Here is a 13280-nt window from a genome sequence, read left to right on the forward strand (position 1 = left end):
TTCGAGTGGCTCCTGAATTCGTGCGAAAGACACACGACGGGGACCAGCGGGTACGGCGGAGGCGTTGCGCGAGGCTGCCAACAGATGTCCTTCCGGAGAGCACGGATGGAATCGAACTGCGCGCACGCCAAACGCCCCGGATTCCGCCGGGGCGTCGAGAGGCAGCGCGAGGAAGCAGCATAAAGCAAATTGCAAACGGATGTCTACACTTACTATAAGTGTCAACCTCGGTGCCGCCTTCAGGATGTCACAACCAGGATGGGCTCGTCAACTCTTATGGCCGCGGTAGGCGTTGACTTGTGCCGAACGCAGCCGGGCATGCGGGCGCTCACGCGTCCTGCACAGAGACGCGCGCGAAGTCCAGATAAGCGGAGATCTGGGCCGCGCCGGTACGCGGCGACGGCCCAGGGCAGGACGACACAGGGCAGCAGGAACCACTGGCTGCAGCATCGGCAGGCTTCTATGAGCGAGTCGCCTCGTAGTCGGGGAGCGCGGCCGGAGTGGTCCGGGCCGCCGGGCGCATGATCAGGATCAGTACGGCCAGCCCGGCGAAGATGACCGCGGCGACGACTCCGGTGACGTGCAGGCTGGCGGTGAACGCCTCCCGCGCGGTGTGCAGCAGTTCCGCACCCTGGCCGGCGGGAAGGTGCCGGCTGGCGGCGACCGCGCCGGCCAGCGAGTCGGACGTGCCGTCCATCCGGCTGCGGTAGACCACCGCGGCCACCACACCGAGCAGTGCGAAGCCGAGCGAACCGCCGAAGTAGTTGCCGGTCTCCGACATCGACGCCGCCGAGCCGGCGCGCTCCGGCGGTACGGACCCGACGACCAGCCCGGTGCCCAGCGCGAACAGCGGGCCGGTGCCCAGCGCCAGTACGGCGATGCCGACCATCACCGGCGGAAGGGCGATCGCACCGTCGACGCAGACCAGCAGCAGGCTGCCCAGCGCCGACCCCACCAGCCCGCCGGCGATCGCGGTCGTCTGCTTCATCCGCCGGGCCAGCGCCGGCGCGGCCATGGTGCCGACCGCCACGCCCAGGCCCATCGGTGCGAACAGTACCGCCGACGCGACCGGCGAGAAGCCCAGCACGCTCTGCAGGTACTGGGTCACCAGCAGGCCCGTACCGGCCATGGCGACGCCGGCGAAGACCAGCCCGACGAGTACGGCCGTGAACGGCCGGTTGCGGAACAGCCGCAGGTCCAGCAGCGGCGTCTCCATCCGCAGTTGCCGGCGTACGAACAGCAATCCGATGGCCGCGCCGACGACGAGGGCCACCGTCGGCACGACCGGCACGCTCTCGACGGTCAGCTGCTTGATGCCGTAGACCATCAAAAGCACTGCCACGAGCGACAGCCCGACACTGGCCAGGTCCAGCCGGCCGGCCTGGTCGCTGCGGAACTCCGGCAGCAGGACCGGCCCGGTGAGCAGCAGCAACGCCATCGCCGGCACCGCGACCAGGAACACCGATCCCCACCAGAAGTGCTGGAGCAGGAATCCGGCGAGTACGGGTCCGAGCGCGCCGCCGGTGAACTGGCAGGTCGCCCAGATCGCGATGGCCTGCCCGCGCTGCCGTTCGTCGCGGAACATGTTGGTGATCAAGGCAAGTGTGGACGGCGCCAGGGTCGCGCCGGCGACACCCAGCAGCGCACGCGCGACGATCAGCATCAGCGGGCTGACCGCGAAGGCGGCCACGACCGACAGCACCGCGAACGCCGCTCCGCCGATCATCAGCAGCCGTCGGCGGCCGATCCGGTCGCCGAGCGTACCCATCGTGATGACCAGGCCGGCCACCATGAGTCCGTAGCCGTCACTGATCCACAGCTGCTGGACGTTGGTGGCGCCCAGGTCTGCGCTCAGCTGTGGGAGCGCGAGGAGCAACGCCGTCATGTCCATCGCGACGAGCAATGTCGGCAGCATGAGGACGACCAGTCCCAGCCATGCCCGGTTGACTCGCATATCCGAAACTTCCTGTTCTCTCGACGTTTCGCCGGTTGGTCGGAGCGGTCGAGAGCTTCTTGACATCCGTACGGACGGAAATCTCTCGCGTCTGCCATGGCGGGGGTCACCAGAAACGACGACCTCGCGATCCGGGCGATGCGACGGCGAAAAACTCATGCGAAAGTTCTGGCGGAGGATGTTAAGACGGCGGCGGCGGCTCCGACCAACCGGTCGAAGGGCCCAGTTGGGGCTCGCGAACCACGAGGAGCACGAGATGAAGTTCCTGATCAGCATGCATATCAACCCGGCCGTGCTGGACGCGCTGACCGACGAGGAGAAGGCGGCGATCGGCGACGGCCACGGCAAGTTCATCGAGGCGCTGAAGAAGTCCGGCGAGCTGATCACCACGCAGGCGCTGGTCGACCCGTCGCAGGCCGCTGTGGTTTCCGTACGGAACGGCCAGCCGGTGGTGACCGACGGGCCTTTCCTGGAGTCCAAGGAGTATCTGGGCGGCTTCTACCTGATCGACTGCGAGAACAAGGAGCGGGCGATCGAGCTGGCAGCGCAGATCCCGGACACCGCGATCGAGGGTCTGGGGATCGAGGTGCGACAGGTGATGTTCGCTGACGGACAATTGGAGGCATGACGGCAACAGCTATCGAGGACCTGCTGCGTGAGCTCACGCCGCAGGTCCTCGGCGCGTTGGTACGCCGGCACGGCCAGTTCGAAGGGTGTGAGGACGCCGTACAGGAGGCCGTTCTCGCCGCCACCGTGCAGTGGCCGGCCGAGGGAGTGCCGGACAACCCGCGCGGCTGGCTGGTGGCTGTCGCGTCCCGGCGGCTCATCGACCAGATGCGCAGCGACCACGCGCGCCGCGAGCGGGAGTCGGCGACCGCCACCGAGGTGGTGCCCGAGGACGTACCGGACACCGACGACACGCTCATCCTGCTGTTCCTGTGCTGCCATCCGACGCTGACCGCGGCCTCCCAGACCGCCCTGACGCTGCGGGCGGTCGGCGGCCTGACCACTGCCGAGATCGCCCGTGCGTTCCTCGTGCCGGAGGCCACGATGGCGGTCAGGATCAGCCGGGCCAAGCAGCGCATCAAGGCCGCCGGCAGCTCGTTCAGCCTGCCCGACGGCGCGGAGCGCGAGGAGCGGCTGCGGGTCGTCCTGCACGTGCTCTACCTGATCTTCAACGAGGGCTACACCGCTTCCTCGGGCAGCGAGTTGCACCGCGCCGACCTCGCGCGCGAGGCGATCCGGCTGGTCAGGATGGTGCACGCGCAGCTGCCCGAGGACGGCGAGGTGACCGGGTTGCTCGCGCTGATGCTGCTGACCCACGCCCGCCGGGAGGCCCGCACGACGGCGACCGGCGACCTGGTGCCGCTGGACGAGCAGGACCGCACGAAGTGGGACCGCGGGCTGATCGACGAGGGCATCGAGCTGGTCAAGGCGTCGCTGGCCGGCCCGGCGCTGGGGCCTTACCAGTTGCAGGCCGCCATCGCCGCCACGCACGCCGGCGCGGCCACGGCCGAGGAGACCAACTGGCCGCAGGTGCACGCCCTCTACCTGGTCCTGGAACGGATCGCACCCAACCCGATGGTCACCCTCAACCGGGCGATCGCGCTCGCCGAGACCGAGGGCCCGCTGGCCGGGCTGGCCCTGCTGTCCACATTGGACAGTGACGAGCGGATGGCCGGGCATCACCGGCTGCTGTCCGTACGGGCGCATCTGCTGGAGAAGACCGGCGACACGGCCGGGGCGTACGAGCACTACCGGCGCGCCGCGAAGTCCACCGCCAGCATCGCCGAGCGGCGCTACCTGGAGTCCCGGGCCAGCCGGGTGAGAACATGAAATCCACCCCAATCCCTTCACCAGATGATTGAGTCCAAGGGGTCTGATCACGTTCAGTGGTCGTAAGCGATCAAAGATCGCTTGACGGGCCGGTCGGTCTTGTCGTTATGCCAGATCGCAGCAGTCAGCGCCAAGATCCGTACCAGCACCCGAATGACCACTCCGGCAGGAATGCGGCCGCCGTGACGTTCCAGGTCAAGCTGGCCTCTGAAGGTCTGGTTGACCAGGTGATCGCGAGACGTGACGGATTCGTTGGTCTCACCCGGTCCTCACGATGAGCGGAAGATCAGCGAGACTCTCCGAAGGCTACTGCTTCTGAGCCGAGATGATCATGTGAGTGCCGAAGAACTTCTTCTTCCACGCTATGGAGGCGAAGCCGACTCGACGAAGGATCGCGACGACCTCCTTTGGAGTCATAAATCCGAGTGTGGATTTTTGCAGGTATGCATATGACTCGCGATCGCGTGCGACTATCTGGCCGAGAAGGGGAATCAAAACTCGAACACCCAGAGCCACTGGGTAACGGAGCGGTCCTCGTGGTGGGCAAGTCTCCAGAATGACGACCCGGCCTCCAGGTTTGAGTACCCGGTACTGCTCTTTGAGCACGCGCTCGGCATCATCGACATTGCGGAGAAGATAACCATGCGTGATGGCATCGAAGGACTCGTCACCGAAGGGCAGATCGTTCGCATCTGCGTGCTGCCACATGATGGCGGAGGCCCCCGGTTTGCTCGCTGCTTCCGTCAGCATCCGCTCCGAGAAATCGACGGCATAGATGGTTGAGCTCGGATACTTCTCCAGCGCGGCGAGAGCGATGACGCCGGTTCCGGTGGCGACATCGAGCATGCTTCCACCTGAAGGGACCTTCGCGCTCACTGCGACGTCACGACACCAGGCGGCATGTCGCCCCAGTGTCATGAGGCGATTCATCCGGTCGTAGTAGTCAGTGATCTTGTTGAACGTCCGCTGGACCTCTTGGCCCTTGGACGACGGCGAATCATGCGATGGCATCTGCACGCGGCTCCTCAGTCACCCTGCCATCCTGCCCGGGTCATCGCCGGCTCTCCTCCCCCGCACGGGGGATCATGCACCTCGCACGAGGGATCACCGGCTCGCGCGGTTGCGTCACCGACATCCGGCGCTTCCAACTGGCTGACCACGAAGTCGAGCACAGGACCCGGCACGTCTAGGAGATCCTCGTCCTCGACCGGCGTCCAGTTACCGACCAGATCGAGCGCTGGTCAGCGCTCGGTGTCGGCGGCGCGCAGGAACTCAGGCCGGGAGCGGTTCCAGCCCGGTGCGTCCAGCGCGTTGAGCGCCGAGACGATTCGCTTCTCCTCGTAGACGAAGTGCGTTTCCATCAGCGCGGCCAGACTGTCCAGTTCACGCTGGACTTCGGCGGGGTCTGTCTCCCGGTCCAGCTCACCGACAAGGGCCTGGAGCCGTTGGAGGGAGTCCTCCACCAGGCGGTGGTCGCGGCGCAGTTCCTCTAGTATCGGGCGCAGCTCGGGGTGCTGCCGGGCGAGTTCGGGGAACGCACCGTCGTCCTCGCCGGTGTGGTGCCGGTTCAGAGCGGAGCAGAAGGCCAGGCAATGAGCCCGCAGCTCGCGGGGGCGCACACCGCCGGCGAGATAGGCGTCGATGTTTTCGCGCAGCGCCGCAAGCTCCTCGCGGAGCCAGAGGTGTACTTCGATCAACTGGTTGCCGAACGCCGTCAGGCGCCCATGGGATGTCGTCAAGGGTTTCCCTTGTACCGGCGCCTCCATGCCCTCGACGGTCTCTTTGCCGGGTGCACCGCGACGCTGGTAAAAGGATCTATCACCGTGCGAGCTGATCGGTCAACCCGCGTCAGGGCAGGGCAGATGCCGGCCGGGATGTCCGCCGCCGGATCATCGAGCAGACCATCACCCTGCCGCACCGGCTCCGCGGGCCACCACGCCTCCAGCCGGGCCACCAGGCCGGCATGCCCGGCCTGGTGGCGTCCTGGATCTGGGCGTATCCCGTGCCGGGAGTGGAAGACCCGTCGAGCCGGGTCAGGCGGCGCCGGTTGACACCGCGGTGACCACCAGCGCGGCGTAGCGCATGGTGAAGCTGCCTCCCATCGCGTCGATGGCGGCCCCGATGCCCGCCAGCACCTCCTCCAGAGTGGCCGGTGAGAGCAGGGTGAAGGCGCCCTGGGTAGGCAGCTGGTCCAGCCACTCCTCGCGGGTGTAGGAGCGTTCCCACTCGAATCGCCACTGCTCGGGGTCACCGAACGTGCCTGCCTGCCGTATGCCGTCGGCCGCCTTGTCCCACAGCACCGAGTACCCGCCCGAGGCGGCCGCCCATCGCGACGCGAGCGAGTCGGGCAGCACCCGGCGGTAGACCGCGGCGAAGGCGTCCGCCACGTCGGCCGATGGTTGGTCGACGTTCCAGAACACGGCCAGGCGGCCGCCGGGACGCAGCACCTGCGCCGCCTTGGCCGCGCCGACGGCCGGGTCCACCCAGTGCCAGGTCTGCCCGGAGACGACCACGTCGAAGGTACGGCCGGCCGGGTCCCATGCTTCGAACGTCGCCACCTCGACCTCAACCCCGCTGCGCCGCGCGAAGTCAGCCATCCGCTCATCCGGCTCGATTCCGAGCACGTCGCAGCCTGCCGCCTGGAACGGCCGGGAGGATATGCCGGTGCCGCAGCCGACGTCGAGGATGCCGAGCCCGAGGCCGGCGTCGACGATCCGCTCCACCAGGGCGTCGGGATAGCGCGGGCGGGTCCGGTCGTAGCGTTCGGCGTCCGTACCGAAAGACTCTGCCACCTGTCGGGCTTGATGAGACTGGTGTTCGGGAAGAGGCGCTCCCGCCTCCGTTGTAGTGGGCATGTGCCCACCATAGTGGGCACATGCCCACTCATCAAATCAGTGAGCTCAGTCGGCCGAGGTTGGCCAGAGCCAGCCCCGCACGTGTATCTGGTGACGGCTTCGCCGGCACACGACAGGCCGGCTCGACGAGCAGCCGATCAACCCGCATGCCCGCCTGTCATGCGGGCCGATGGGCCGGTGGGCCGGCCGCCACCGGGTGAAGGGGACGTGCCGATGTCACCACGTTCCGCCAGGAAGCGGCCCGGGGTGGTGCCGAAGGCGTGGCGGAACGCCTCGATGAAGGCACTCGGGCCCGCGTAGCCGCAGGCGGTAGCGACGTTGGTCACCGATGCCCCGGTCGCCAGGAGGATCAGGGAATGGTGCAGGCGCACCTGTCCCCGCCATTGGGGGAAGGTCATCGCCGTCTGTTCCCGGAACAGTCGGCTGAGCGTCCGCTCGGACGCGCCGACCGCACGGCCGAACTCGGCGAGGGTCCGCTGGTCGGCGGGGTCGGCGGACAGTGCGGCGGCGATGGCGCTCAGCCGGTCGTCGGCTGGAACCGGCAGGCGCAGCGGCAGTTCCCGCACCTGACGCAGTTGGTCCAGCGCGACACGTTCGAGGTTGCGCCGTCGGCGGGCGGTCAGCCGGTCGTCCTCGCTCAGGCTGATGATCACCTCGCGGAGGAGCGGGGACACGGCCAGCACCGCCGGCCCGTTGATTCCGCCTGAGACCCGGTCGGCGGCGAAGTTCACGGTGCGCAGCTGCGTCGGTCCGGACGCCTGGTGGGCGTGCATCGTCCCAGCGGGAATCCACACCGCCCGGTGTGGCGGCACCACCCATGTGTCCGCCCCCGCCGATACATGGAGCACGCCATGACTGGGATACACGAGCTGGTGATCGGCATGCTCATGCCATCCAACGCGTTCGCGGTGAACCAGCGCCAGCAGGGAGCCACCCGGATCTTGGCGGTTTTTCGACATGTTTGAGCAGAATACAGATAGTCGTCGCCCGCAGTCGCTCGCGATGCTGGGCGACATGGCAACCAGTGAGATCACCGCGCCGAGCGGCCTCGGCCCGCCGGTGGCCCGGTGGCGGATGTGGATGTGGGCCGTCGCTCACGCGGTCGATGACCTTTACCAGGGGCTGGTGCTGGCCAGCGTCCCGTATTTCGTCCTCGAACGGCACTACAGCTATGTCGCCGCGAGTGGACTCACCCTGGCCGCGACCTTGGGGAGCGCGCTGCCGCAGCCTTTGATCGGCATCGCCGTCGACCGTTTGCGGCTGCCGCGACTCGCGGCGGCCGGGGTGCTGCTCGCCGGTGTCGGCTACGGCCTGTCCGGGCAGGCCGGGCCGTACGCGGTGGTGTGGCTGCTGCTCCTGCTGTCCGGACTGGGGATGGCGATGTTCCATCCGGCCGCGGGCAGAGCGGCCCGGCAGGCGGCCGGGGACAGCGTCACCGGCATGAGCGTGTTCGCGGCGGGCGGCACCCTGGGGTTCTTCTTGGCCCCCGTCCTCGCCACGCCCGTGTTGGTCTCCCTGGGGGTCGGCGCGAGCGTGCTGTTCATTCCCCCGGCGGTTCTCGTCGCCTTCGTTCTGGCCAGGAACGTGCGCCGGGAGCCGGTGGCCGGCCACCGGCAGGCCACCGGGCGCGACCAGTGGCGGCCGTTCGCCGTCCTCACCGTGATCGGGGTCATACGCTCCACGGTGTTCGCCGCGATCACCACCTTCATAGGGCTCTACTGGATCCGGTATCTGCATGGATCACAGGTCATAGCCGGGGTGGCGCTGGCCTGTTTCCTGGGCGGCGGCGTCGTGGGCACTGTGCTCGGCGGCCGGCTCGCCGACCGGCTCGGCCTGGTCCGCAGCGTCCAGCTCGGCGCCGTTCTGGTCGCGCCGATGCTGATCGGCCTACGCCTGCAGTCCGGGCCGCTGCTGTCGCTGCTGTTCGCCGTCCTGGTGGGAGTGGCGTTGAACATCCCGTTCGCGGTGCTCGTCAGGCTCGGCCAGGACTACCTGCCCGCCCGGCCGGGCACGGCGGCCGGGGTGACACTCGGCCTCAGCGTGAGCGTCGGCGGTCTCCTCGCGCCTGTCTTTGGGCTGGTGGCCGATGCGAACGGGCCGCAGATGGTGTTCACCTTGCTCTGCTTCGTCCCGATCGCCGCGTTCGTGCTCGGACTGTTCCTGTCTCCGCCACATCACCTCGAGAGGCACTGATGGAAGAGTTCTCATTCCACGGTGACGACGGCTGCGCCCTGGTCGCCGACGTCGCCGGCAAAGATTCTTGCAACAAAAACGGGTACCCGTACGTCCCTGGAAGGTGGAGTTCGAGGATTTCGTCCGCGCCCGGGGGCCGGCGCTGCTGCGGTATGGGCTGGTGTTGACCGGCAATGCCGACGATGCCGCCGATCTGGTCCAGGAGGCGTTACTCAAGCTGAGCTCCTCCTGGCGGCGGGTTCGAAACAAGGACGATCCCGAGGGCTATGTGCGAACGATCATGGCCAGGCAGCATGTGAGCTGGTGGCGCAGGCGGCGGCGGGAACATCTCACCGACGAGGTCCCCGCGCCGGTCCGGGAGGACGAGCACGATCTCAAGGACGTCTGGCAGTGCTTGCGTGCCTTGCCGCCCAAGCAACGCGCGGTGCTGGTACTGCGCTACTACGAAGAACTCGCCGACGATGAGATCGCCGCGATGCTCGGCATCTCGCAGGCGACCGTCCGCAGCCAGGCTTCACGCGCGCTGGCCACGCTCCGCGTCAGGGCACAGGCGCTCATCGGGAGGTGGGGATGAAGACCGAAGAAGAGCTGACCCGGGCTTTGCGGACGATCGCCGAGCGGGCGCAGGACCTGGATCTGCTGTCCGGCATCGCGGTGAAGCGGCGCTGCCGGAGGCGGAGGAGGACGCGCGCTGTGCTCGCTTCGGTCTGCGCGGCTGCGCTGGGGTGGGGCACGCTGGTGGTGTGGCCTTCGCCGCCCGATCCCGTTGTGGAGACGACGAGGCCGGACAAGACGATCGAGCAGATATGGCCGCAGGCCGTGTTCCCCATGCCGGGGAGATACCAGCCTCTGGCTGCGATCAGCGCCACCCAGGTGCTGGCACAGGCAGGACCGGGGACGATCGAGATCTATGACGTCACCACGAGACGTTCGAAAGTGGTGGCCCGGCTTTCCCGGGCTCCGCAGACGGTGGCCGTCGATGGTGAGCGGGTTGCCTGGCTGGCCGAGGGATACGTGTGGGTCGCCCCCGTGCGCGGCAGCGGAGAGGCCAAACGAGTCGGGCCGGTCAGGGGCGAGGCGGTCGATCGGATCGCGCTCGCCGGCGACCATGTCGTCTGGTCCGCACCACTCGACGGGGTGTGGCGGATGAGCGTCGGCGGCGGGGCACCGGAGAAGGTGGCCAAGTCCAAGGGATTGCAGCTCGCCGACTGGCCTTGGGCGATTGACGAGCCTCTCGACATCCGGACCAATCCCACCAGGATCGTCAATCTGGAGACCGGGCGGACCGCCAAGATCACGCCGGCGCGCGGGGTGGAAGGGCTGCGCTGCGGACCCACGTGGTGCCTCGGAACTCGGGGTGACGACTACGTGGTGCAGCGGACCGACGGCAGCCAGGTCCGCGCCCGCAAGGGACTCATCGGTTATCGGACTCTGTATCCGTACAGAGACCGGTTTTTCACCGGAGCCATGGCCGCGATCTATGACGCCCACGCCGATGCGCTCGTCCCATTCCAGCCCCCCGACGGAGAGTGGTCGGAAGGCCAAGGCCTGATCTTCTGGTCGCAGAACGGCGGGGTACGGGTGGTGAATCTGGCCGCCGTTCCCCCGGAGCAGTAGGCGGCCCGATCGGACATGCAAGCGGCTTGGGGTGCCGTCGGCGCCTGTCCGCCGCTCCGACCCCGGGCGCGGCCCCTTTCAGTGGCCGCGGATGGTATCGGCCCGTCAGTAAACTCCCAAGAGAGTCATCCGATGTCTTTCGCCGACGACGACGGCGCAGGAAATACATCCCCACCGACGGGCGAACACCCCCGGCGATCCCGCAGGACAAGGCCTTACCCGGAATCACCTGCGAGCCCGAGCCAACGACGATGGAGACACCCGATGATTCCTTGCGTTCGGGCCTGGGCGGTCATATCGTCGATCCGCCAAACATTCATCCGATGTGTTCTTGATCGGGAAGCGCAGGCTCCAGGCCGGCAGGAGATACGACATGAAGCTGATGCGTCTTGGCGCACCCGGCGAGGAGGTTCTGGCCGTCCGCGCCGACGACGGCAGGATGCACGCCCTCTCGGACCTCGCCGCCGACATCGACGGAGTCTTCCTCGCCTCCGGAGGAATCGGCCGGGCCCGCGAGGCGCTCGCCGCGGGAACGCGGCCGGTCCTCGACCCGCTCGGCCCCTGGCCGGTCAACACCGCCACCCCGGCCGGAGTGGCGCTCGGCCTGCCGGATACCCCCTACCTGCGTGCGGGCGATGTGGTCGAGCTGTCGATCGACGGTCTCGGCACCCAGCGTCAGTCGTTCGCCAACGCGTGAAAGGCACCTCGTTGACCGCAGACACCGCGCGGATCATCGCCGTCGACACCCACGACGTCCGCTTCCCCACCTCGCGGGAGCTGGACGGGTCCGACGCGATGAACCCCGATCCCGATTACTCGGCCGCCTACCTGGTGCTGCGCACCTCCGCCGGCGACCATGAGGGCCACGGATTCACCTTCACCATCGGCCGCGGCAACGACGTCCAGGTCGCCGCCATCGAGGCGCTGCGCGAGCACGTCGTCGGACGATCGGTCGCCGAGCTGTGCGCCGACCCGGCCCTTCTGCACCGCGACCTGGTCGGCGACAGCCAACTTCGCTGGCTGGGCCCCGAGAAGGGCGTGATGCACATGGCGATCGGCGCCGTGGTCAACGCCGCCTGGGACCTCGCCGCCAAGCGTGAGGGCAAGCCGCTGTGGCAGCTGCTCGCCGGCGCCGATCCCGAATGGCTCCTCGCGCAGATCGACTTCCGTTACATCACCGACGCGCTCACTCCAGCCGAGGCCCTCGACCTGCTCAAGCAGGGCAAGGAAGGCGCCACCGCCCGCGAGGAGCGGCTGCGCCGACGCGGCTACCCCGCCTACACCACCTCCCCCGGCTGGCTGGGTTACTCCGACGAGAAGCTCACCCGCCTCGCGCGCCAGGCGGTGGCCGCCGGCTTCACGCAGATCAAGCTGAAAGTCGGCGCCAATCTGGAGGACGACATCCGGCGTTGCCGGGCCGCGCGTGCCGCCGTCGGGCCGGACATCCGGATGGCCATCGACGCCAACCAGCGCTGGGACATCGCCGAAGCCGTCACCTGGACAAACGCGCTGGCCGAGTTCGACCCGTACTGGATCGAGGAGCCCACCAGCCCCGACGACGTCCTGGGCCACGCGGCGATCCGCGAGCGCGTCGCACCGGTCCGGGTCGCCACCGGTGAGCACGTGCAGAACCGCATCATCTTCAAGCAACTGCTCCAGGCCGGTGCCATCGACGTTCTCCAACTGGATGCGGCCCGCGTCGGCGGCGTCAACGAGAACCTCGCGATCCTGCTGCTCGCGGCGAAGTTCGGCGTCCCGGTCTGCCCGCACGCCGGCGGCGTGGGCCTGTGCGAACTCGTCCAGCACCTGTCGATGTTCGACTACGTCGCGCTGTCCGGCACCACCGAAGGGCGCGCCATCGAGTTCGTCGACCACCTCCACCAGCACTTCCTCGACCCGGTGGTGATCGACGGCGGCCACTACCGGGCACCCACCCGGCCCGGCTTCTCCGCACAGATGCACCAGACCTCCATCGACACCTACCGCTACCCGCACGGCTCCTTCTGGGCAGCCGACCCGGCCTCCGCACAGCCCAGCCCTCACCCGAAGGTCCCCGCATGACAAACCGCGAACTCGACGGCCTCACCGCCCTGGTCACCGGCGGCGCCTCCGGTATCGGGCTCGCCACCGCCCTCCTGCTCGCCGAGCGCGGGTCGCGGGTCGCCGTCCTCGACCTCGCCCCGAAGAGCGTGCCCGGCCCGCTCCTGGGTGTCGCCGCAGATGTGAGCGACGACGGCTCCGTGCGAGCCGCCGTCGAGCTGGCGGCCGAGACGCTGGGCGGGGTGGACATCCTGGTCAACAACGCGGGCATCGGCGCCGCGGGAACGGTGGAGGACAATCCGGACGAGCAGTGGCACCGCGTGCTGGATGTGAACGTGCTCGGCATCGTCCGCACCACCCGTGCGGCCCTGCCGTACCTGCGCCGCTCGGCCCACGCCTCGGTGGTCAACATCTGCTCCATCGCCGCCACCGCCGGCCTGCCGCAGCGCGCGCTGTACTCGGCCAGCAAGGGCGCCGTCCTGTCCCTGACCCTCGCCATGGCCGCCGACCACGTGCGGGAAGGCATCCGGGTCAACTGCGTCAATCCCGGTACGGTGGACACCCCGTGGGTCGGCCGTCTCCTCGACGCCGCACAGGACCCGGCGGCGGAACGCGCGGCACTGAACGCGCGCCAGCCGCACAGCCGGCTGGTCACCGCCGAGGAGGTGGCCGCGGCCATCGCCTACCTGGCCTCACCCGCCGCGGCCTCCGTCACCGGTACGGCACTGGCGGTGGACGGCGGCATGGCCGGCCTCCGGCTGCGGCCGGCCGCACGGTGAGGAGCA

The 13280-nt window shown here is 68.6% G+C and carries 13 protein-coding genes and 1 pseudogene; 8 read left to right on the forward strand and 6 right to left on the reverse strand.

The features are described 5' to 3' along the window. Positions 1 to 460: 460 nt before the first annotated feature. Entirely contained in the window at positions 461 to 1954 is a 1494-nt protein-coding gene (locus ACFY2X_RS43895; protein WP_389950330.1) for an MFS transporter, read from the reverse strand. Positions 1955 to 2210: 256 nt separating this feature from the next. Here ACFY2X_RS43895 and ACFY2X_RS43900 point away from each other — a divergent pair, with 256 nt between their 5' ends. Both ACFY2X_RS43900 and ACFY2X_RS43905 read left to right on the forward strand, forming a co-directional pair. Further along, positions 2211 to 2582, forward strand: coding sequence for a YciI family protein (locus ACFY2X_RS43900; RefSeq protein ID WP_389950333.1), 372 nt, complete (start codon positions 2211 to 2213; stop codon positions 2580 to 2582). Continuing rightward, positions 2579 to 3790, forward strand: coding sequence for an RNA polymerase sigma factor (locus ACFY2X_RS43905; protein ID WP_389950335.1), 1212 nt, complete (start codon positions 2579 to 2581; stop codon positions 3788 to 3790). The genes ACFY2X_RS43900 and ACFY2X_RS43905 overlap by 4 nt, the downstream gene beginning before the upstream one ends. A gap of 53 nt (positions 3791 to 3843) precedes the next feature. Here the strand turns inward: ACFY2X_RS43905 and ACFY2X_RS43910 are convergent. The 5 genes and pseudogenes from ACFY2X_RS43910 to ACFY2X_RS43930 all read right to left on the reverse strand — a co-directional run. Next, positions 3844 to 4014, reverse strand: a pseudogene (locus ACFY2X_RS43910) (IS982 family transposase); the annotation flags it as partial. Positions 4015 to 4096: 82 nt separating this feature from the next. Then, positions 4097 to 4801: a ubiquinone/menaquinone biosynthesis methyltransferase gene (locus ACFY2X_RS43915; RefSeq protein WP_389950460.1), complete on the reverse strand. Its 705-nt coding sequence runs from the start codon at positions 4799 to 4801 to the stop codon at positions 4097 to 4099. A gap of 230 nt (positions 4802 to 5031) precedes the next feature. After that, the gene (locus ACFY2X_RS43920) at positions 5032 to 5529 is read right to left on the reverse strand and encodes a hemerythrin domain-containing protein (protein ID WP_389950338.1); all 498 of its coding nucleotides are present in this window, start codon (positions 5527 to 5529) and stop codon (positions 5032 to 5034) included. A gap of 294 nt (positions 5530 to 5823) precedes the next feature. Next, positions 5824 to 6582 (reverse strand): class I SAM-dependent methyltransferase, encoded by a 759-nt coding sequence (locus tag ACFY2X_RS43925; RefSeq protein WP_389950340.1) that lies wholly within the window; start codon positions 6580 to 6582, stop codon positions 5824 to 5826. 200 nt (positions 6583 to 6782) lie between these two features. After that, the gene (locus ACFY2X_RS43930) at positions 6783 to 7493 is read right to left on the reverse strand and encodes an AraC family transcriptional regulator (protein ID WP_389950343.1); all 711 of its coding nucleotides are present in this window, start codon (positions 7491 to 7493) and stop codon (positions 6783 to 6785) included. Positions 7494 to 7659: 166 nt separating this feature from the next. Here ACFY2X_RS43930 and ACFY2X_RS43935 point away from each other — a divergent pair, with 166 nt between their 5' ends. The 6 genes from ACFY2X_RS43935 to ACFY2X_RS43960 all read left to right on the forward strand — a co-directional run bounded on the left by ACFY2X_RS43935 (position 7660) and on the right by ACFY2X_RS43960 (position 13274). Then, positions 7660 to 8838, forward strand: a complete 1179-nt coding sequence (locus ACFY2X_RS43935; protein ID WP_389950345.1) for an MFS transporter — start codon at positions 7660 to 7662, stop codon at positions 8836 to 8838. Between the two features lie 103 nt (positions 8839 to 8941). Further along, positions 8942 to 9412 (forward strand): SigE family RNA polymerase sigma factor, encoded by a 471-nt coding sequence (locus ACFY2X_RS43940; RefSeq protein ID WP_389950348.1) that lies wholly within the window; start codon positions 8942 to 8944, stop codon positions 9410 to 9412. Then, positions 9409 to 10455: a hypothetical protein gene (locus ACFY2X_RS43945; protein WP_389950351.1), complete on the forward strand. Its 1047-nt coding sequence runs from the start codon at positions 9409 to 9411 to the stop codon at positions 10453 to 10455. The genes ACFY2X_RS43940 and ACFY2X_RS43945 overlap by 4 nt, the downstream gene beginning before the upstream one ends. A gap of 373 nt (positions 10456 to 10828) precedes the next feature. After that, positions 10829 to 11152, forward strand: a complete 324-nt coding sequence (locus ACFY2X_RS43950) for a hypothetical protein (RefSeq protein ID WP_389950353.1) — start codon at positions 10829 to 10831, stop codon at positions 11150 to 11152. An 11-nt stretch (positions 11153 to 11163) separates the two neighbouring features. Continuing rightward, positions 11164 to 12516, forward strand: coding sequence for an L-fuconate dehydratase (locus ACFY2X_RS43955; protein WP_389950356.1), 1353 nt, complete (start codon positions 11164 to 11166; stop codon positions 12514 to 12516). Further along, positions 12513 to 13274, forward strand: a complete 762-nt coding sequence (locus ACFY2X_RS43960) for an SDR family NAD(P)-dependent oxidoreductase (RefSeq protein ID WP_389950358.1) — start codon at positions 12513 to 12515, stop codon at positions 13272 to 13274. Before ACFY2X_RS43955 ends, ACFY2X_RS43960 begins: the two co-directional genes overlap by 4 nt. The last annotated feature ends 6 nt before the right edge of the window (positions 13275 to 13280 follow it).

Source organism: Streptosporangium sp. NPDC000396 (genome assembly GCF_042898655.1).
Classification (GTDB): Bacteria; Actinomycetota; Actinomycetes; order Streptosporangiales; family Streptosporangiaceae; genus Streptosporangium.

Coding starts and splice junctions, on each gene's coding strand:
- ACFY2X_RS43960 (WP_389950358.1), top strand. CDS start 12,513: ATGACAAACCGCGAACTCGACGGCCTCACCGCCCTGGTCACCGGCGGC.
- ACFY2X_RS43945 (WP_389950351.1), top strand. CDS start 9,409: ATGAAGACCGAAGAAGAGCTGACCCGGGCTTTGCGGACGATCGCCGAG.
- ACFY2X_RS43900 (WP_389950333.1), top strand. CDS start 2,211: ATGAAGTTCCTGATCAGCATGCATATCAACCCGGCCGTGCTGGACGCG.
- ACFY2X_RS43915 (WP_389950460.1), bottom strand. CDS start 4,801: ATGCCATCGCATGATTCGCCGTCGTCCAAGGGCCAAGAGGTCCAGCGG.
- ACFY2X_RS43950 (WP_389950353.1), top strand. CDS start 10,829: ATGAAGCTGATGCGTCTTGGCGCACCCGGCGAGGAGGTTCTGGCCGTC.
- ACFY2X_RS43935 (WP_389950345.1), top strand. CDS start 7,660: ATGGCAACCAGTGAGATCACCGCGCCGAGCGGCCTCGGCCCGCCGGTG.
- ACFY2X_RS43905 (WP_389950335.1), top strand. CDS start 2,579: ATGACGGCAACAGCTATCGAGGACCTGCTGCGTGAGCTCACGCCGCAG.
- ACFY2X_RS43895 (WP_389950330.1), bottom strand. CDS start 1,954: ATGCGAGTCAACCGGGCATGGCTGGGACTGGTCGTCCTCATGCTGCCG.